12 protein-coding genes and 2 riboswitches are annotated in these 18187 nt (G+C 52.6%); of the genes, 10 read left to right on the top strand and 2 right to left on the bottom strand.

Features of this window, described 5'->3' with window-relative positions; translation table 11 throughout:
- Nucleotides 1–23: 23 nt before the first annotated feature.
- The 3 genes from DFP95_RS09525 to DFP95_RS09515 are packed head-to-tail and all read left to right on the top strand — an operon-like array spanning nucleotide 24 to nucleotide 2705.
- On the top strand, nucleotides 24–1112 hold the full coding sequence (locus DFP95_RS09525) for an ABC transporter ATP-binding protein (RefSeq protein WP_115992384.1): 1089 nt from the start codon (nucleotides 24–26) through the stop codon (nucleotides 1110–1112).
- On the top strand, nucleotides 1109–1903 hold the full coding sequence (locus tag DFP95_RS09520) for an ABC transporter permease (protein ID WP_115992383.1): 795 nt from the start codon (nucleotides 1109–1111) through the stop codon (nucleotides 1901–1903). The genes DFP95_RS09525 and DFP95_RS09520 overlap by 4 nt, the downstream gene beginning before the upstream one ends.
- Nucleotides 1904–1907: 4 nt before the next feature.
- The gene (locus DFP95_RS09515) at nucleotides 1908–2705 is read left to right on the top strand and encodes an ABC transporter permease (RefSeq protein WP_115992382.1); all 798 of its coding nucleotides are present in this window, start codon (nucleotides 1908–1910) and stop codon (nucleotides 2703–2705) included.
- Nucleotides 2706–2904: 199 nt separating this feature from the next.
- Here the strand turns inward: DFP95_RS09515 and DFP95_RS09510 are convergent, their stop codons facing one another.
- On the bottom strand, nucleotides 2905–3582 hold the full coding sequence (locus tag DFP95_RS09510) for a MarR family transcriptional regulator (RefSeq protein WP_115992381.1): 678 nt from the start codon (nucleotides 3580–3582) through the stop codon (nucleotides 2905–2907).
- Nucleotides 3583–3755: 173 nt separating this feature from the next.
- Here DFP95_RS09510 and bcp point away from each other — a divergent pair, with 173 nt between their 5' ends.
- From bcp to DFP95_RS09485, 5 genes are all read left to right on the top strand, one after another.
- A complete protein-coding gene (gene bcp / locus DFP95_RS09505; protein WP_115992380.1) occupies nucleotides 3756–4223 on the top strand; it encodes a thioredoxin-dependent thiol peroxidase in 468 nt (155 codons plus the stop codon).
- A 127-nt stretch (nucleotides 4224–4350) separates the two neighbouring features.
- Nucleotides 4351–5094: a FadR/GntR family transcriptional regulator gene (locus DFP95_RS09500; protein WP_115992379.1), complete on the top strand. Its 744-nt coding sequence runs from the start codon at nucleotides 4351–4353 to the stop codon at nucleotides 5092–5094.
- 80 nt (nucleotides 5095–5174) lie between these two features.
- Complete coding sequence (locus DFP95_RS09495) at nucleotides 5175–6386, top strand: MFS transporter (protein WP_115992378.1); 1212 nt, start codon at nucleotides 5175–5177, stop codon at nucleotides 6384–6386.
- Nucleotides 6387–6486: 100 nt separating this feature from the next.
- Nucleotides 6487–8007 carry a glutamine-hydrolyzing GMP synthase gene (gene guaA, locus DFP95_RS09490; RefSeq protein WP_115992377.1) on the top strand — a complete coding sequence of 507 codons (1521 nt, stop codon included), beginning with the start codon at nucleotides 6487–6489 and terminating at the stop codon, nucleotides 8005–8007.
- Nucleotides 8008–8261: 254 nt separating this feature from the next.
- A riboswitch (purine riboswitch) is annotated at nucleotides 8262–8362 on the top strand.
- Between the two features lie 238 nt (nucleotides 8363–8600).
- On the top strand, nucleotides 8601–9986 hold the full coding sequence (locus DFP95_RS09485; protein ID WP_115992376.1) for an NCS2 family permease: 1386 nt from the start codon (nucleotides 8601–8603) through the stop codon (nucleotides 9984–9986).
- A 115-nt stretch (nucleotides 9987–10101) separates the two neighbouring features.
- Here DFP95_RS09485 and DFP95_RS09480 read toward each other — a convergent pair whose 3' ends face one another.
- Nucleotides 10102–15882 carry a carboxypeptidase regulatory-like domain-containing protein gene (locus tag DFP95_RS09480; protein ID WP_115992375.1) on the bottom strand — a complete coding sequence of 1927 codons (5781 nt, stop codon included), beginning with the start codon at nucleotides 15880–15882 and terminating at the stop codon, nucleotides 10102–10104.
- A gap of 288 nt (nucleotides 15883–16170) precedes the next feature.
- Nucleotides 16171–16269, top strand: a riboswitch (purine riboswitch).
- Between the two features lie 178 nt (nucleotides 16270–16447).
- On the opposite strand from DFP95_RS09480, the gene purE reads away from it, so the two are divergent.
- Nucleotides 16448–16936, top strand: a complete 489-nt coding sequence (gene purE, locus DFP95_RS09475; protein WP_115992374.1) for a 5-(carboxyamino)imidazole ribonucleotide mutase — start codon at nucleotides 16448–16450, stop codon at nucleotides 16934–16936.
- On the top strand, nucleotides 16933–18183 hold the full coding sequence (purK, locus tag DFP95_RS09470; protein WP_115992373.1) for a 5-(carboxyamino)imidazole ribonucleotide synthase: 1251 nt from the start codon (nucleotides 16933–16935) through the stop codon (nucleotides 18181–18183). The genes purE and purK overlap by 4 nt, the downstream gene beginning before the upstream one ends.
- Nucleotides 18184–18187 lie beyond the last annotated feature (4 nt).

The following is an 18187-nucleotide window of genomic DNA, read 5'->3' as shown; positions in this document are numbered from 1 at the left end:
CGACTTGAATACAGGAGGTTCATATGTTAGCTATAGACGTACATCAACTGCGCAAAGAGTTCAAGGTGCAGAAGAATAGGGAAGGTATCAAGGGTGCCTTGAAGGATCTATTCAAGCGGGAGCACACCGAGGTCGCAGCCGTTAAAGATATCAGCTTTCAAATTCCGCAGGGCGAAATTTGCGGATACATCGGGGAGAACGGAGCGGGCAAATCGACGACGATCAAGATGCTGACCGGCATCCTCGTTCCGACTTCCGGGAAGCTTGTCGTTAACGGTTATATTCCCTTCAAGGATCGAGAAAAATTCGTGCAGGGAATCGGGGTCGTTTTCGGACAACGAAGCCAGCTTTGGTGGGACATCGGCGTCATCGAATCGTTCCGCTTGCTTCGCAAAGTGTACCGGGTAAGCGAAGAAGACTTTCGCCGCAGGCTGGACGAGCTGGTCGAGACGCTGCAGCTTCAAGATCTGCTGAATCGGCCGGTCCGCAAGCTAAGCTTGGGTCAACGGATGCGCTGCGAATTGGTCGCGGCCCTATTGCATAATCCGTCCATTCTTTTCTTGGACGAGCCGACGATCGGTCTCGATATCGTGGTCAAGACGGAAATCCGCGAGTTCTTAAAAAGGTTGAACCGGGAGCAAGGAACGACGATTCTGTTGACGACGCACGATTTGCAGGATATTGAAGCGCTATGCTCTCGCGTTATTATGTTGGATGACGGACGCATTATATACGACGGCGGACTTGAGGAGCTTAAGACGCGTTGGGGCAAAGGCCGCGAGGTTCAATTCCAATTTTCCGATCCGGTTACGTTACACGAGGTTAGCTTGATGACGAGCGGGTTGGACGTACGTTGGTCGCTTGAGAACGACTTGACGGCCAAGGTCTGGATTCCGCGCGAGATGAACGTGTCGGAAGTACTCTCCAAGGTAGTCGGCTTGAAGGACATTAGCGATATCAAGATATTCGAGACGAACACGGACGAGATCGTCCGCGAAATCTACCAATCGGGCAGCGCGGAAGCCCCCCGGGACCTATCCGCGTTAACCGCGCCGAACGTCGAGGATGCGGCCGAGAAAGAGCCGGTCAAGGCGGGAGCCGGTGAATCATGACAAGCATGTATTTGGATTTCGTACGGATTAGGTTCCTCATGATGCTTGCTTACCGGGTTAATTATTATAGCGGCATCATTATTTACGCCATTAATATCGGTGCTTATTATTTCTTGTGGAAGGCTATCTACGGAGACGCCGAGACGCTGCAAGGCTTTACGGTCATCCAGATGTCGACTTACGTGGCAGTTTCGTGGATGGCGAGAGCCTTTTACTTTAATAACTTAGATCGCGAAATTTCCACGGAAATCGTGGACGGGAGCGTTGCGATCCAGATCATTCGTCCCTATTCGTACCTATTCGTGAAAATGATGCAGGGTTTCGGAGAAGGTTTGTTCCGCTTAGGGCTTTTTATGGTGCCGGGGATGATCATCGTTTCGTTTATTTTTCCGATCGAGCTGCCGACCGACCCTACGCAATGGATCGTCTTCTTCATCATGATTTGGTTCAGCTTCCTGATTAACTCGCAGCTCAACATATTGACGGGCTTGAGCGCGTTTTTCTTCGAGAACAACCAAGGCGTCATGATGATGAAAAGAATCATGGTAGATTTGCTATCCGGTGTCGTATTGCCGATCGCCTTCTTCCCGGGGTGGGCGATATCTATTATGAATTGGCTACCGTTCCAAGCGATCACTTATTTGCCTGGTTCCGTGTTCACTGGCCGTATTCAAGGCGGGGACATCTGGGATGCCTTGCTTATTCAAGTGATATGGACGGCCGTTCTGATCGTGCCGATCGCGCTCGTATGGCGAGCAGCGAGACGTCGGTTGTTCGTGCAGGGGGGTTGAGAAGATGACCAAATTTGCGTTTATGCTCGGTTTGTATCGGGATTATTTCGCCAACTACTTGAAAACCAAATTATCGTACCGCGCCGATTTCTGGGTCGAGGTACTGTCGGACTTGATGTTTAACGGACTTAATCTCGTGTTCATATTCGTCGTCTTTCTGCACACCCCGACTCTCGGGGATTGGAGCGAGTCCGAGGTAGTATTCGTATACGGGTACTTTATGATCGCCTCGGGATTGTTCTCGACGTTCTTCAGCGCATGGAATTTCAGCGAACGTTATATCGTCAAAGGGGAAATGGACCGCGTTCTTACCCGTCCGGCCCACTCTTTGTCGCAGGTTATGCTGGAAAATATGGATCCACCCGCGTTCGTGGGCTCTATTGTGGGACTTGTTATCATGATCACCGCGTGGTCGACCCTCGGCTTGCCGTTCCATTGGTACGATCCGTTCGTGCTGATCATTATGGTATTGGGCTCGTGTTTTATCTATATGGGCATATATACGGCACTATCCGCGATATCTTTCTACTCGGACGCGCCAACCGGAATCGGCCCGCTTATCTATAACATTCAGAACTACGGTCGATATCCGGTCGAAATTTACAACAAAACGATCAAGTTCCTGCTGACGTGGCTGCTGCCGTTCGCCTTCGTGGGCGTGTACCCGGCATCGTTCTTCCTTGGCCGATTGGACGATTGGTGGATGGCTTGGCTGACCCCTGTCGTCGGAATCGTCGTGCTGTCGCTAGGCCTCTGGTTCTGGAACTACGGCGTAAGGCGTTACCGCGGCGCGGGGAGCTGAGCTTCTCGGCGGCCCGGCGGCGAGTTAGCGGCACGCGGTGCCGTTAATGGAGCACGATCGGCTGTCCGGTGGCGAGTTAGCGGCACGCGGTGCCGTTAAGGGAGCGCGGTGAGCGGACCGGCGGCGAGTTAGCGGCATGCGGTGCCGTTAAGGGAGCGCGGTGAGCGGCCCGGTGGCAAGTTAGCGGCACGCGGTGCCGTTATTCCAAAAATCGCGATCTTCCATTCAGGGTAACTCGATAGGAACGAGTTCGTTGCGCACCCGAACCCGCATTTTCCATGTAGCCCAGTTCGACGAGTTCGTGGAGCAAGTTACGCGCATGACGATTTCCGATACCGAGTTGTATGCACACTTCAGCTGGCGTTAAAGTTCGTTCAAGTCTAATGGCTATTCGAAGGATTTCGCGTTGCTTAAGTGGTAAAGGAGAGTTCGATTGATCTACGCCGTTTACGCCGTATAATTTCCCGAGAGTCCTAAGGATCGATTGCTGACAATGTCGAGGTTTTTCTTTGACCGTGTCCAGCGTGAAGCGGTAGACTTTCCAATCTTCATCGGTTAATTGATTTTGCCGTTCCTTCTCATAATCGAAGCCTCGACGCGTAATGTTCTTGGCATGTGTGGAGAAGTCGTCGATTTCCAAATCCAGTTTGTAAGGGGGACGGATATAAGAGAGATCGAGGTAATAGGAGCTATTGCGGTAATTGGGTACTTCGTGTTCGGCAAACAAATATTGAAAGTTGCCGACCGCGGGCCACCACACCTCCTGAAGGAAAAGCTTCTCAGAGTGGCCATGATCCTCCATCAGCTTGCGTAGCGATTCTCCTTTTCTTGTCTTGCTTTGTTTCGTTATCCATTGTTCGTAAGCTTCTTGGAACATGCCATCCACCTCTACTTGTCGGTATAAAAAAACGCGATCTCCCGGTAGGGAAATCGCGACGTGCTTCGTTCGCTAATTTGCATGAATTAAGTTAAATATAGAATACTGGATTCAAGTCCAAATGTCACGTTATTCGGGATCTTCGCAACATGATTTCGGAAGGAGAACTACCCATGACGATTTTGAAAATCGGACAACCGGCCCCGGATTTCGAGCTTCCCGCCACGAACGGAAAATCGGTTCGATTAAGCGATTATTGCGGCCGGAAGGTCGTGATTTATTTTTACCCGAAGGATATGACCCCGGCGTGCACCCAGCAGTCGTGCGATTTCCGAGACGCGAACGCGACGTTCGGAGAATCGAATGCCATCATCCTTGGAATAAGCACGAACGATCTTAAGTCTCATCATAAATTCATCGCGAAGTACGAGCTTCCTTTTCTGCTATTGGCGGATCCCGAGCATGAGGTATGCGAACTTTACGGCGTGTGGCAGGAGAAAAAGCTGTACGGCAAAACCTACATGGGAATCGTGCGCTCCACCTTCCTGATCGACGAGGCGGGCATGCTCATCCAAGAGTGGCGTAATATTAAAGTCAAGGGGCATGTCGAGAACGTGAAACAAGCGCTGCTCGCGAAATGACTTGCGAATGACGCGTTAATAACTCCACCAATACTCTTGCGCTTTCCTTAAGGAGAGCGCAGGAGATTTTTTATGTTGTCCGAGCAAAAAAGAATATGGTATTCTACATTAAACAGGAGATGATCTGATGAATCCGAATTCTCAAACTCATTCGTCCTCCAAAGTCTCGTTTCAAACGCTTAACCGCACGAAGCTCGTCGACGACGTGGTCATCCAGCTTCAGAAAACGATCTCGAGCGGCGAACTGAAGCACGGAGACAAGATCCCGACGGAGCCCGAGCTTATGGAGCAGTTCGGAGTTGGCCGTTCCACGATACGGGAAGCGGTGCGCGTATTGGTCCATGCGGGACTTTTGGAGAAGAAACAAGGCTTTGGTACTTACCTATCGGCAACTCCCGTCATTCAGGAGCCTCTTGCGCATAGGCTTAGAAGAGCCGAGATCGTCGAGGTCTACGAAGCGCGGAAAATGCTCGAGCTCGAGATTTCGAAGCTGGCGGCCGAGCGCCGGGACGATCTAGATTTAGAACTCATGCGTCACCACCTTGACGCGCGTTCGGAAGCGCTCGCCAAAGGGGATACATCCGGGTATTTGAATGCGGATATCGAATTTCACAATGCGATCGCCGTTGCCAGCAAAAACCACGTGATCATCGACCTTTTTCGAACTTTTTCTTCCGTTCTGAGGGAGTCGCTTTTCAAGTTGGCCAAGGTGCAAGAGAGTCACGATCCCCACAGCTATATCCACGAGCGGATTTACGAATCGATCAAGATGAGGGACGTAACGGCCGCGGCGGATTGGACGTTGCGGAATTTGGACGGAACCGTGCGGGAGCTCAAAGGAAGCATGAACATAGATGAAAATAAGGAATAGCCGCCCCTGCCAGAGCGGTGGCCGGCCATTCCCCGCCATCAAACATCAGATGATATGACGAAGAGAAAGGATGTTCCTCCATGAGCACGCAAGACTCAGCCTCAACCAACGTACAAATGAACACGGTCTATTCCATTTTGTTTTCCATCAGTCTCGTCCATTTACTTAACGATTCCATCCAATCCGTCATTCCGGCGATTTTCCCGATTCTTCAAGAATCGATGAAGCTGAGCTTTGCGCAAATCGGCTGGATCGCTTTTACGTTGAATGTGACCGCATCCCTTCTTCAGCCGCTGATCGGGCTGTACACGGATTCCAAGCCGAAGCCGTTCCTGCTCCCGGCGGGCGTCGTTTTCTCCCTCATGGGCATGGTCGTTCTAGCTTTCGCGGGAAGTTATTGGCTCATCATTATGTCAGTTGTGCTTATAGGCTTCGGTTCGGCCGTGCTTCATCCGGAAGCATCGCGCGTCGCTTACATGGCGGCCGGTCCGAGGAGGGGATTGGCGCAATCGATCTTCCAAACCGGCGGCAACATCGGTCAAGCGCTTGCTCCCGTATTTACGGCTCTTATCTTCGTGCCCTTTGGCCAATTCGGAATCATCTGGTTCACGTTAGCCGCCGCGGCGGCATTCGTCGTGCAAATCTACGTAGCAAGATGGTATAAGGGCTACATCGGTCGCAGGGCGACGGTCAAGAAAACGATCGTTCAAAAGAAGAAGCTGCCGGGTAAAACGATCGCCTACGCGATGACGATCCTGATCATGCTGCTGTTCTCCAAGTTCGTGTATATGGCGAGCATGACCGGGTTTTTCTCCTTTTACTTGATCGGACACCACGGCATTTCGACGGAATACGCTCAAGTATTCATATTCGCGCTTCTTGCGGCGGGTGCGGTCGGAACGTTCATGGGCGGCCCCCTCGCAGATCGATTCGGGAGAAGGAATATGATCTGGTTTTCGATTCTGGGGACGGCGCCGTTCTCGCTGCTGCTTCCTTACGCGAACTTGTTTTGGACGGTCGTACTCTGCATTTGCATCGGATTCATCCTTCTCTCCGGCTTTTCGGTTATCGTCGTTTACGCGCAGGAGCTTCTTCCGGGCAAGGTTGGCACGGTATCCGGTCTATTCTTCGGATTGGCATTCGGACTCGGGGGGATAGGCTCGGCCGTGCTCGGCATGCTCGCGGACGCGACCAGCATCACCTTCGTCATCAAGCTATGCGCGTTTCTGCCTCTGATCGGGTTGCTGGCCGCGTTATTGCCGTCCGACCGCAAGCTGAATATCGCCGAGTAACAACCTCTCCTGCCTTGACGCTGTCAAAGCCGCAAAGATATAATAGCTTCAATTGATTTAGGGAGGCTCGGTCTACACAGTGACTACAAACCAGCATGAAATGATCGTCGTGCTCGATTTCGGCGGACAGTACAACCAATTGATCGCGCGCCGTATTCGCGATTTGGGCGTATACAGCGAACTACTTCCATTTAATACTTCGGCAGACAAATTGCGCGCGTTGGCACCCAAGGGGATCGTGTTCTCCGGCGGGCCTGCTAGCGTATATGCGGACGGAGCCCCGTCGGTCGATCCGGCTATCTACGAGCTAGGCATTCCGATTCTCGGGATTTGCTACGGCATGCAATTGATGACTCATCAGCAAGGCGGCAAGGTCGAGCCTGCGAGCAAGCGCGAATACGGCAAATCCGACGTTGATTTTATCGCGGATTCCCATCTGGTGAAAGGTTTGGATACGCGGCAAACCGTTTGGATGAGCCATGGAGACCACGTTACCGAATTGCCGTCCGGATTCCGCGTCGACGCAAGTACGGAGCATGCGCCGGTTGCCGCGATGAGCGATCCTTCCCGTAAATTCTTCGCCGTACAGTTTCACCCGGAGGTTCGTCATTCCGTTTACGGGAACGAGATGATCCGCAATTTCCTGTTCGGCGTATGCGAATGCCGCGGAGATTGGACGATGGGTTCTTTTATCGAAGATATGATAGAGGATATTCGCAAGGAAGTCGGCGACAAGAAGGTTCTATGCGCGCTGTCCGGCGGAGTGGACTCCTCGGTCGTCGCGATTCTAATCCATAAAGCGATCGGCGAGCAGTTAACCTGCATGTTCATCGACCACGGCTTGTTACGCAAGGATGAGGCCGAGAGCGTAATGGAGACGTTCGTCGGCAAATTCGGAATGAACGTCGTGAAGATCGACGCTAGCGCGCGCTTCTTGGGCAATCTGAAGGGCGTAGACGATCCGGAGAAAAAGCGTAAAATCATCGGCAACGACTTCATTCGCGTGTTCGAGGAAGAGTCCGCGAAGTTCGACGACTTTACGTTCTTGGCTCAAGGAACGCTTTATACCGATATCGTAGAGAGCGGCACCGCGACTGCGCAGACGATCAAGTCGCACCATAACGTCGGCGGTTTGCCGGAGGATATGAAGTTCAAGCTGATCGAGCCGCTCAAGACGTTGTTCAAAGACGAAGTGCGCAAGGTCGGGGCGGAATGCGGACTTCCCGAAGCCATAGTCATGCGGCAGCCGTTCCCGGGTCCGGGTCTGGCGATTCGCGTGCTTGGCGAAGTAACCGAAGAAAAGCTGACGATCGTTCGCGAGTCCGATGCGATTCTGCGCGACGAGATCGCCAAAGCGGGCTTGGACCGCGAGATCTGGCAGTACTTCACGGCGCTGCCGAATATGAAGAGCGTTGGCGTTATGGGCGACGGACGTACGTATTCGCACACCGTCGGCATTCGCGCGGTCACGTCCATCGACGGAATGACGGCGGATTGGGCTAGAATTCCGTTCGACGTCCTGGAGAAAATCTCGAACCGTATCGTCAACGAGGTAGCGAACGTCAATCGCATCGTATACGACATAACGTCGAAGCCTCCAGCAACGATCGAGTGGGAATAACGGATCGATGAATGCAACAATTTTGCAAGCCTGCCCACCGGGAATTCCCGGCGGGCTTTTTTTGTGCGCTAGGCCGAATAGGTGGGAGATGCACGGAATTAAGTATATTTTCGTTTTCTCGCAAAAGGAAACGCTATCACGAAAGAATAAACTGTAAATTCCGAACGATTGGCCCTTACTAATGGGGTTAATATTCGTAAATAACCGTTGACAGGTAAGGTCTAACGACCTAGAATATGGATTGGACAAACAACTGAACTGAATAATTTTCTTTTCGTATAATCCCGGGAATAGGCCCGGGAGTCTCTACGAGGTCACCGCAAATGATCTGTCTACGAAAAGGGAAGGCATGCCGAGGAGATACGCGCGTTCTCCGCAAGCATGGATTTTCCCGGTTGTGCGGAACCTAGAGGAGTTTTCTTCTGGGTTTTTTGTATGTTCTACGACCAGAAAGAATAAGTTGGATATCCCTTATACTCATCTGATCGCTCGATACAAACGTCTGCTGCCGTCCCGAGGACGGCAAAGCCGTTTTACTTGAGACTTGGTTTTTCCACATTCATTCAAAATTTGAAGGGAGAGTTTATGGAGACATGGAAAGTTTCTTTAAGCTAAAAGAACTGGGAACGAACGTACGCACGGAGATCATGGCAGGTTTGACAACGTTTATGACTATGGCGTACATTTTGGCGGTCAACCCGGGCATTCTGGGCGGCGCGGGATTGGATCCTTACGGGGTATTCCTCGCGACGGCGCTAGCGGCGGGTATTTTCACGATCGCGATGGGCTTGTTCGTTAACTTTCCGGTGGCATTGGCACCGGGAATGGGATTAAACGCGTTTTTCGCGACGACGGTAATCGCTTCGAAAGCGACCGGCCATGAAATCTCGCCTTCGATGGGCTTGGCGGCTGTATTCATTTCGGGCATTATCTTCTTCATACTTACGGTTACGCAAATTCGCCAATTGCTCATCGTGGCCATTCCGGATGCGCTTAAGCATGCGATCACGGTCGGTATCGGCCTTTTTATCACGATCATCGGCTTGAAGAACAGCAACCTCATGACGATCGCGGTCGACGGAGTAACGGCCGACGGCAAATATCAAGAATTGCTTAGCTTCCAATCGATCATCCACATGGGTAACCTTGAAGATCCGACCGTCTACATGACGATCGCCGGGTTGGCCATTATCTCGATCCTGATGGTGCTCAAGGTTCGCGGCGCTATTCTCTACGGAATCCTCCTTGTGACCTTGCTCGGATTAATTCCGGGAATCGATCTCGTTAACTTGGATTCTCTGAAAGGGCAAGAATGGGTTCCTCAATTCGATAAATTGAATTTCTGGGATTTCGATTTCGCAGACTTGCTGACGACCGGGCTGTTGACGGCGATCGCCACGTTCACTTTCGTCGAATTGTTCGATACGTTCGGAACGTTGGTCGGTACGGCTAATCGCGCCGGATTCTTCAAGGATAAAGAAAAAGGCAAGAAAATCGTCGGTAAAGCGATGTTCGTTGACGCGGTAGCGGTCAGCGGCGGCGCCATGCTGGGAACAAGCACGGTTACGGCTTACGTGGAGAGCTCCGCCGGTATCGCCGAAGGCGGACGAAGCGGATTGACGGCCGTATCGACGGGCGTATTCTTCCTCCTTGCTTTGTTTCTGGCGCCCGTTGCGCTGCTCGTTCCATCGGCGGCGACGAGCGCGGCGCTCATTATCGTTGGGGTCTTGATGCTTCAATCGGTTAAAGAAATCGACTTCTCCGATTACGTTATCGGAATTCCGGCATTCTTGACGATTGCTCTTATGCCGTTTACTTACAACATCGCCAACGGTATTTCCTTCGGAATCGTATCCTACGTTCTGCTCGCGTTCGTTGCGAACCTTGCGGGAGACAAGAAACACCGGATTCACTGGCTGATGTGGGTACTGTTCGTCATCGTGATCGCCCGTTATGCTTTCGTAGGATCGCAGGGCTAGTTCCTCCGCGCATATGAGCCGGTAGTTAAAGCTCATGGCATAAATCAACCCCGCCTCACTTCCGAATCGACGGAGGTGGGGCGGGGTTTTAAGTTTATGCCCTATGCTTCATGCCTCATTCTTCGTCTTCGTCCAGCAATACGATATCCAAAATCGTGGTATTCTGGTCAACGATTGCCGGATTCATGAGTACGGGACGTTTGCCGGGAAAAGAAAAGTAGGCAGGCAAGGCATCAGGCGGAAGGTTAGACACAGCGTACCCCCCGGTTCGGTTGCTGATGACGGTGCGCAGTATGCCTGCTTGAGCCGGGCGATTGTTGTTTGCTTGCTGAGTAAGGGCGCTAATAATAACGGGCGCATGCATAAAAATTTCGACGAGTGCTTTGTTGATCGGAGCTCCGTTGCCATCCCTGATTATTCCGGTCAAGTTCCCAAAATCCGGACTTAGCGGGAGAGTGGCTACGGCTAACTGTCCGCCTAATATCGTTACCGGACGTGATACCGATCCGTATAGGAGTGCGGAGGCTGTCAAGGTATATTCACCGGGTGCTATACCTTGGATATCGAATCTTCCCGCAAAGTCGGAAACGGAATTCGCTATGGGAATACCGGTTGAATCCGTCATCGTAACTATACTGCCCGGCACGGGGATGCTTGTGACGGCATCGAGAGTTGTTCCGGCGACCGTTCCTGGATTCGGCTTCAATACGATGCTGATCGTTTGATTCTGATTGCTTGCGACGATTGCGGTTTCCGTCTCCGATTGAAAGCCGCGATCAACGACGACGACGGTTGACTCCCCGCCGGGGATGGACGGTGCTAGATAGTTGCCGTTGTTATCGGTGATGGCATCGCCAACAATGATGTTATTGCCGTCCACTATGGTAACAGGTGCCCCGGCAACCGGACCATCTGAAGTTCCGCCGGACACGTTGCCGCCAAGGTTCGAATTGGCCGGTTGAAGCACGAAGTCAAGCATGACGGATTGGGCCCTGCCAACGTAGGCTGATGATTGGTCGCCTATGAAGCCGGGATTCGTAGCGGTTAAAACGTAATTTCCCGTAGCGATGTCGTTAAGCCGATAGACGCCTTGAGCGTCGGTTGCCGTATGGGATAATACTTCTCCGAAGTTGTTGAACATTCGGACGGAGATGGAACACCCTTCAATCGGCTGCCTTGTCGAGGAACGGGTCGCCATACCGGAGATCATCCCGGGTAGCGACTGCAAGGCGAAGCTGTAACGCGTCCGAACGTTTGAGACGATCGTACAACCGCCGTTTGAAGCGGAGTAACCCTCGGCGGTAACGAGCAAAGTATAGTTTCCGGGTGCAAGCAAACCGTAGAGGTACTCCCCGGTTACGCCGGACTGAACGGTAGCGACTAGCGCACCGGATAAGTCATAGATTCTAATCTCGGCACTCGATATGTGAGCTCCATTGTCGAAATCCGATACGAAGCCGAAGATTATTCCTCTGTCAGGGTTCAGTCGTAACGTCACGTTGGTCGTTTGATTCTCGCTGACGATGATGCCGATGGATTGCGTGCCGAAATCTTGAGCCGTCGCAACGATGCTGAAGCTTCCGATCGGAAATCGGGTAGAAGAGAAGCTTCCGCTTTCATCCGTGAAGAAGGATAGTGCCGGCACGAAGAGCGTCCCGTTCACCTCGACCAAGGCGCCAGGAATCCCGGTGCCAGTCACATCGTTAAGAACGCGTCCCGTAACCGATGAGAGGGATGGAGTAAGGGTAAAGTCGGCTCTGCTCGTTTGCGCTCTAACGACGTTTACGTTCAACGATTCAGATTGAAACCGATCGGCCGATACGACTACGGTATAGCTCGCGGGGCGCAATCCTTCAGTAAGAAAGCTGCCATTCGTATCGGAGAACAGGGTATCTAGGAGAGTTCCGCCGACCGAATATACTCTGATTTGCACGATCAAGCCGATTGGCAAAGTGCCTCCATCAAGCAATGTAATCTGACCTGCTATCGAGCCTGGGAAAGGCCTTAAGGTTAAGCTTGAATTCGATATTTCATTGCTAACGACGACTGCTCCGATCGTAGCGGTGCCATAACCAGGGGCACTAGCAATAACCGTATACGTGTTCGGGCGTATATTCTCCACCAGGAAGTTGCCAAAAGGACTGGTTGTCACCACCGAAACGGTTACTCCGGAGGCATCCGGTTGACGGATTTCGACGCCTATGCCGGCAAGCGGCAAGCTTGTATCCGCATCTATGATTTGTCCGCTTAGCCCTCCCGGATCGGCAACGAGTCTAAAGATAAGGCCAGTTATTAGTTCTCCTGGAGACAGATCGATGCTGGAAATGACGTTGGAGTACGAAGGGGCGGAGACATTGATAGACAGTGTGCCGAGAGGTAAGCTTCCGATCGAGAAGTTGCCTGCTTGATCGGTCTGCCCGATTCCCCTGATCGTTTCGTTAGCGTCCAAAATTCTTATAGTAGCTCTGGAAAGCGGAATTCCGTTCGAATCCGTTACGAGACCGGTAATGGACCCGGGATCAGGATTGAGGGTCAGTGACGCATTCGCGGTCTGACCGGACAAGACGGTCGCTCCAATGGCTTCGGACGTGTACATTGGCGCAAGAGCGGTCAGAATGTAAGTCCCCGTCTGGAGGTTATCGAAGCGGAAGCTTCCGTTCGAAGACGTGTATGCCGTGGCGATCGGGATATTACGAATATTAAATAGTTCGATAAGAATGCCTGATATTGGGATGTTGATCATTCCCGCGATGCTTCCGGGCTGCTCGTCGAGTCCAACGTTCACGGTCGTGATCGTATCGGCCACGACGATCGCGCCTAAGAGGCTGCTCTGGAAGAAATCGGCCTGGGTGGCTATGGAATAGTTGCCTGGTGGCAGCCCTATCAGGCGGTAGAAGCCTTGGCTATCGGTAACGCCGGTCGTAATGAGGAATCCGTTCTGATTCAAGCTTCTCACGAAGGCGCCAGGAACAGGCAAGCCATTGAAGGTGTCGGTGACCGTTCCTTGGATGAAGCCGGGAAGAGGAAGCAGTGATACCGTTACATCGCTCGTGTCCCCTGAACGTACAATCGTCGTAACGGAGTCGGTTTGGAATCCGGTGGCGGAAAAATAAACCGTATAGGAGCCTACTGCCAAGTTCGACGCCGAGAACCGGCCGGCAGTATCCGTGAACTGGGAGGATACCGTCGTTCCGTTCGCGTTGTTAATTCGAATTTCGATACCGGCGCTCAGAATAACTAACCCGCCTTGATCCGTAACCGTTCCCGTGATCGTGCCGGGATTAGGCAGCAGAACGAAGGATTGAACCGTCTCGGCCGCCGATCTGACCAAAGCTCCGCCTATGGCGTTCTGAAATCCATTGGCGGTCACGTTCACGATGTAATTGCCCGGCTCGAGATTAGCTACGATGTATCGGCCGTCTTCGCCGGATACTACCCGAGTAAGAATAACCGGCCCTCCAGAGAGATCGTTGAGGATAGCCACGATGGCGCCGGGGATCGGTAAGCCTTCCGGTGTGGTAAGAACGCCGCTCAGAATTCCCGGATCCGGCTTCAGAATGAAATTCACGGTAGTCGTTTGCAGAGGCTCGATGACCGCCCCGAGCGTTTGACCTCCGAATTCGTTGGCCCTAGCCGTTAAGACGTAAGGGTTCGGAGCCAGGCTGGGAAGGAAATAATTGCCGTTCTCGTCCGTTCCAACCCTGGAGACGATTATGTTGTTGAAATATACCCGGATAAGCGTATTCGGAATCGGTTGGCCGGATGGGCTGGATACATTTCCGCTTAATGCTCCCGACAAGCGCTCTAGGGCAATGCTGACATTAGTTACCGCATTCGACATGACCAAAGCGCCGACCGTACGGTTGGCGTATCCAGTGTCGTTAAATAGAATGTTATACGTTCCCGGCAATAGGGAAGGCAGCGAATAAAGACCGTTCGCGTCCGTCATTGTCGTTAAAATGGTGATACCGTCTGCGTTGTAAGCTCTGACGCTCGTTCCCCCGATCGGCTCCCCAGTGCCGACATCGGTGACGATTCCTTCGATCGTGCCGGGTTGAGGCGTTAACGCAATATTAACGGTCGTGGTTTGTCCCGCTAAGATTAGAAAGCCCGTAATGGCGTTGGCAAAATTGACGGCGGATACCCGCAGCCTATAATTGGCTTCGGGCGCAAGGCTCGTGATCGAATAAAAGCCGCTCGCGTCCGTCACGGTCGAGGCAAGCAAGTTAATGCGGTTATCCAACGCTTCGACGGAAGCTCCGGCAATCGGGTTTCCGATAAGATCCGTTACCCTGCCTGCGACCACTCCCGGATTAAGAGCTAACGTCGCATTCAATGTTTTGGTAGAATTGGCTGTTAAAGTTACCGGCTGATCGCTGTGCTGGAAATTGGTCGCAGAAAAGCTGATTCGATAAGTGCCGGGCATGAGTCCTGTAATCTGATAGAAACCGGAGGCGTTGGATGTCGTCTGAGCCGCGAGAGAGCCGACCAAATCGTTGATTTGAATCGACGCATTCGGAATAGGAGAGCCGTTAGCCGCTGAAGATACCGTTCCTTGGAGCGTGGCAGGTATCGGTACTAATAATATATTATTCGTGATGACGACGCCCGCGGCTATCGTAACCGTAACGGTCTGCGCCTGATAGTTCGTTGCCGTAAATACTAGCTTATAGCTGCCGGGGTTCACGTTAGTCAGGTTATAGGTACCCGTTCCGTTGGTAGATACCGTCGAAATCCCGATGTTGGATAGATTCTGCAATTGAACCTGGACGTTGGCGAGGGGGACGCCCGTCGATCGGTCTTGTACGAGTCCGTTAAGACTCCCTTGTGTCACCGTTGCAATGTTAATCATGCGCACGTCGGTAATTTGGTTAAGCTGATTACCCGTGAAGAGATCGATCCCCGATACTCGGGCAGTGCTGAATGTTCGAGTCCCCGCTCCGGCGAAAATAACGACCGCGGTATATTTGAGCTCCGCCGTCGCACCGGCAGCCAGGTTGCCGATATTCCAGCTGATCGTCAAGCCGGAGCTATTAAACGCCGAATTTCCGATACTCGTGCTTGTTATGGCGAAGGATACGAGCGTGCGATCGATTTGGAATTGATTATTGACGAATATTGTCGTCGCGGTGCTTCTACCGGTATTCTTGACGATAATCGATCCGGTAAGCGTGAGCGTGGGACCGGCTGGAAAGGTTTGGGGGAAAGGGGCGTTGTTCAGCAACTGGTTGACCGAAAGACTGGCCCGAACATCGCCTTGGGCTATCGTAAGAGGATCCGATAAGCCTTGCGAGAAAGTCGAGTCCGCTGCTGCGATAAAATCTTTATTATAGTTGTTGGCATTGGCCGACGTAAAAAACAAAAAACGCAATGAAGTCGCAGAAGTGATGCCGAGAAGCTTGAACAAGTCGTTCGCGGGTACGAAAAAGTCGAGAAAAAAGTCCGCGTTTCCATCAAACTTCGATCCATCCTCGGTTTCTTTGGCCCGGACGAGGTCATAATTGGAGATGATGCGGCTGAAGGCAGGGTTTCCTTTTCCGTCCGTGCCCTCCGCAGGATCATTGAACGTATTCGGTTGTTGTATTGTGTTCTGAATTAAATTCACCGTATTGTTCTGACCGTTTACGGTTAAAGCCCATTCATAAGTAGCCGGTTTATTGTCCGTGTCGAATAAGACTCCCCACACGAAATTGTCGAAGCCCGTCTTCGCTCGCGGATCTCCGTTTAACCTAAGCCTGAAGTACACGTTCGTGCCGTCGTAACCATAATAAGCTGCCGGAAATTCGCTGCTTCCCACGATATCGGTAGAGACCGGGTTCTCGTCGCCTGCAACGTCGCTAAGAGCGATTCCTCCTAAAGTAATGGGGACGTACTGGGCATTGCTTGGAAAAGGCATTGGTTATCCTCCTATCAGTTCATCATCAACGTTAGTAAACTATTCAGCGGACACCCAATGCGTTCAAGCGCGAATTAACGAAGGTTAGGGTTATATTTTCACGGAAGTATAGTGTTTCACCCGATAATACTGGGGGGGACATCTTAAATGACAGAATGTTGTGTCTAAATCCGAACATTAATATTTCATCCTCTTGAAAGCGTTCGCCTTTGTTTGACAATTCGACCTGGTCTGGGGTAAACTTAGAAGCGTCAAATGAGCATTTTGCTAGCCTTCATAAGGATTTTAATGTTGGCAAGGCGCAATGCGCGTATAAGTCGGGAATCGGCCCGAACGTCTCTACCCGGAAACCCTAATTTCCGGACTACGCGGCAATCGTCAACGACACTTATATCGAAGCGCGGACCATCCTAGGTTCGGGCTTCCTCTTGTCGCCGTTGCGCGTAGCATACGAGTAGAGAACTTAAAGGCCGATTGGGGAATACTGTCTGTATTCCCAACGGTCTTTTTTTGTTTTATCGGTACGCATGGATGTCAAAGTTCGCAACTGGGGAAGGGTGGAACCATGTCGTCACTTGTCGGCGTCATTATGGGAAGCACGTCGGATTGGGATACGATGAAGAGGGCGTGCGAAGTGTTGGAGGAGCTGGACATTCCGTACGAGAAAAAAGTCGTCTCCGCGCATCGGACGCCGGACTTGATGTTCGAATACGCGGAATCCGCAGTCTCGCGAGGCTTGAAAGTTATAATCGCGGGTGCGGGAGGCGCCGCCCATCTACCGGGTATGGTTGCAGCCAAAACCGTTCTGCCCGTTATCGGAGTGCCTGTCCAGTCGAAGGCCTTGAACGGGCTTGATTCGTTGCTGTCGATCGTACAGATGCCGGGCGGAATTCCGGTCGCTACGGTTGCGATCGGAGCCCCGGGCGCCACGAACGCAGGGTTGCTCGCGGCGCAGATATTGGGAGCTTTCGATCCGGAGCTGCAAGCACGATTAAGCGCGAGGCGCGAGCGGATTACGAAGGACGTTCTGGATAACGCGGAGCTGCCGCTATGACGAGCGAAAATAAGCTAGTGAGCTTGTTCGACGGAGACGGCGCGATATGCGGAGATTTCGGCTGCGAGGTCGTTGGGGGAGAAGCGGGTCATGCCGGCCCTCGGACGATCTTGCCCGGATCGACCATAGGCGTGCTTGGCGGTGGTCAACTAGGCAGAATGTTGGCTCATGCGGGTAATCGTCTGGGGTATCGCTTCGTAACGCTTGATCCTACGCCGGACTCGCCGAGCGGTCAGACGGCGGCGCAGATCGTTGCTGCTTATGATGATCGGGAAGCCGCGCGAGAGCTGGCAAGGCGTTCGGATGTCATTACTTACGAATTCGAGAACGTGAATGCCGACGTAGCCGCGATGCTGGAGACGGAATCCTATGTTCCGCAAGGCAGCGCGCTACTATACACGACGCAGCATCGTCTTCGCGAGAAGCGGGCGATCGAAGCCGCTGGCGTACGGGTTGCTCCTTACGCGGAGATCGTCAGCTTGGAGAGTCTCCGAGAGGCTGCTTCAACGCTAGGGCTGCCTGCCGTTCTCAAGACTGCGACCGGCGGTTACGACGGCAAAGGACAGTGGGTGCTTCGCGAGGAATCCGAGCTGCAGTCAGCCTGGGAAGAGGCAAGCCGCAGCGGGACGCAGCTGGTGTTGGAGAAATTCATCGTGTTCGACAAGGAAATATCCGTGATCGCGGCTCGAAGCCCCTCGGGGGAAGTGAAAACCTTTCCTCCCGCGGAAAACATTCATGTTCATAATATATTGCACTTATCCATCGTTCCGGCTCGTGTCGGAACGGAGATCATTACGGAGGCCGAGAAGCTCGCTGTATCGATTGCCGAAGAGCTCGGCGTTGTCGGGCTTATCGCCGTCGAGCTGTTCCTGACCGCGGACGGTCAATTGTTCGTCAACGAACTGGCCCCAAGACCGCACAATTCGGGGCACTACACGATGGAAGCTTGCCGGACCTCGCAGTTCGAGCAGCACGTCCGGGCGATCTGCAACTTGCCGTTGGGCGATCCATCGCTGCTGACCCCGGTCGTGATGGCGAATATTCTCGGCGAGCATATGGAACCGTTGCTGGATTGGATGGCTTCTCGCGACGAGACGGCTGAGCGCTTGGGCGTCGAGCCTAAGGTTCACTTGTACGGCAAAGCGGAAGCGAAGCACAAACGCAAAATGGGACACCTGAACGTGCTTGCCCCGAACGTGGAAGCAGCTCTCGAATGGATATCCCAATCGAAAATTTGGAGGGTTTAGACAA

Origin of the sequence: Cohnella lupini, assembly GCF_003386205.1 — a bacterium.
GTDB lineage: Bacteria > Bacillota > Bacilli > Paenibacillales > Paenibacillaceae > Cohnella > Cohnella lupini.
Note: the sequence above shows the minus strand (reverse complement) of the source record. Positions and strands in the feature narration are given on the sequence as shown.

Excerpts from the sequence above, each read along its gene's own strand:
- DFP95_RS09500 (WP_115992379.1), top strand. The coding sequence starts at position 4,351 with ATGAATCCGAATTCTCAAACTCATTCGTCCTCCAAAGTCTCGTTTCAA.
- bcp (WP_115992380.1), top strand. The coding sequence starts at position 3,756 with ATGACGATTTTGAAAATCGGACAACCGGCCCCGGATTTCGAGCTTCCC.
- DFP95_RS09525 (WP_115992384.1), top strand. The coding sequence starts at position 24 with ATGTTAGCTATAGACGTACATCAACTGCGCAAAGAGTTCAAGGTGCAG.
- DFP95_RS09480 (WP_115992375.1), bottom strand. The coding sequence starts at position 15,882 with ATGCCTTTTCCAAGCAATGCCCAGTACGTCCCCATTACTTTAGGAGGA.
- DFP95_RS09520 (WP_115992383.1), top strand. The coding sequence starts at position 1,109 with ATGACAAGCATGTATTTGGATTTCGTACGGATTAGGTTCCTCATGATG.
- DFP95_RS09485 (WP_115992376.1), top strand. The coding sequence starts at position 8,601 with ATGGAAAGTTTCTTTAAGCTAAAAGAACTGGGAACGAACGTACGCACG.
- DFP95_RS09510 (WP_115992381.1), bottom strand. The coding sequence starts at position 3,582 with ATGTTCCAAGAAGCTTACGAACAATGGATAACGAAACAAAGCAAGACA.
- purK (WP_115992373.1), top strand. The coding sequence starts at position 16,933 with ATGACGAGCGAAAATAAGCTAGTGAGCTTGTTCGACGGAGACGGCGCG.
- purE (WP_115992374.1), top strand. The coding sequence starts at position 16,448 with ATGTCGTCACTTGTCGGCGTCATTATGGGAAGCACGTCGGATTGGGAT.
- DFP95_RS09495 (WP_115992378.1), top strand. The coding sequence starts at position 5,175 with ATGAGCACGCAAGACTCAGCCTCAACCAACGTACAAATGAACACGGTC.
- guaA (WP_115992377.1), top strand. The coding sequence starts at position 6,487 with ATGATCGTCGTGCTCGATTTCGGCGGACAGTACAACCAATTGATCGCG.
- DFP95_RS09515 (WP_115992382.1), top strand. The coding sequence starts at position 1,908 with ATGACCAAATTTGCGTTTATGCTCGGTTTGTATCGGGATTATTTCGCC.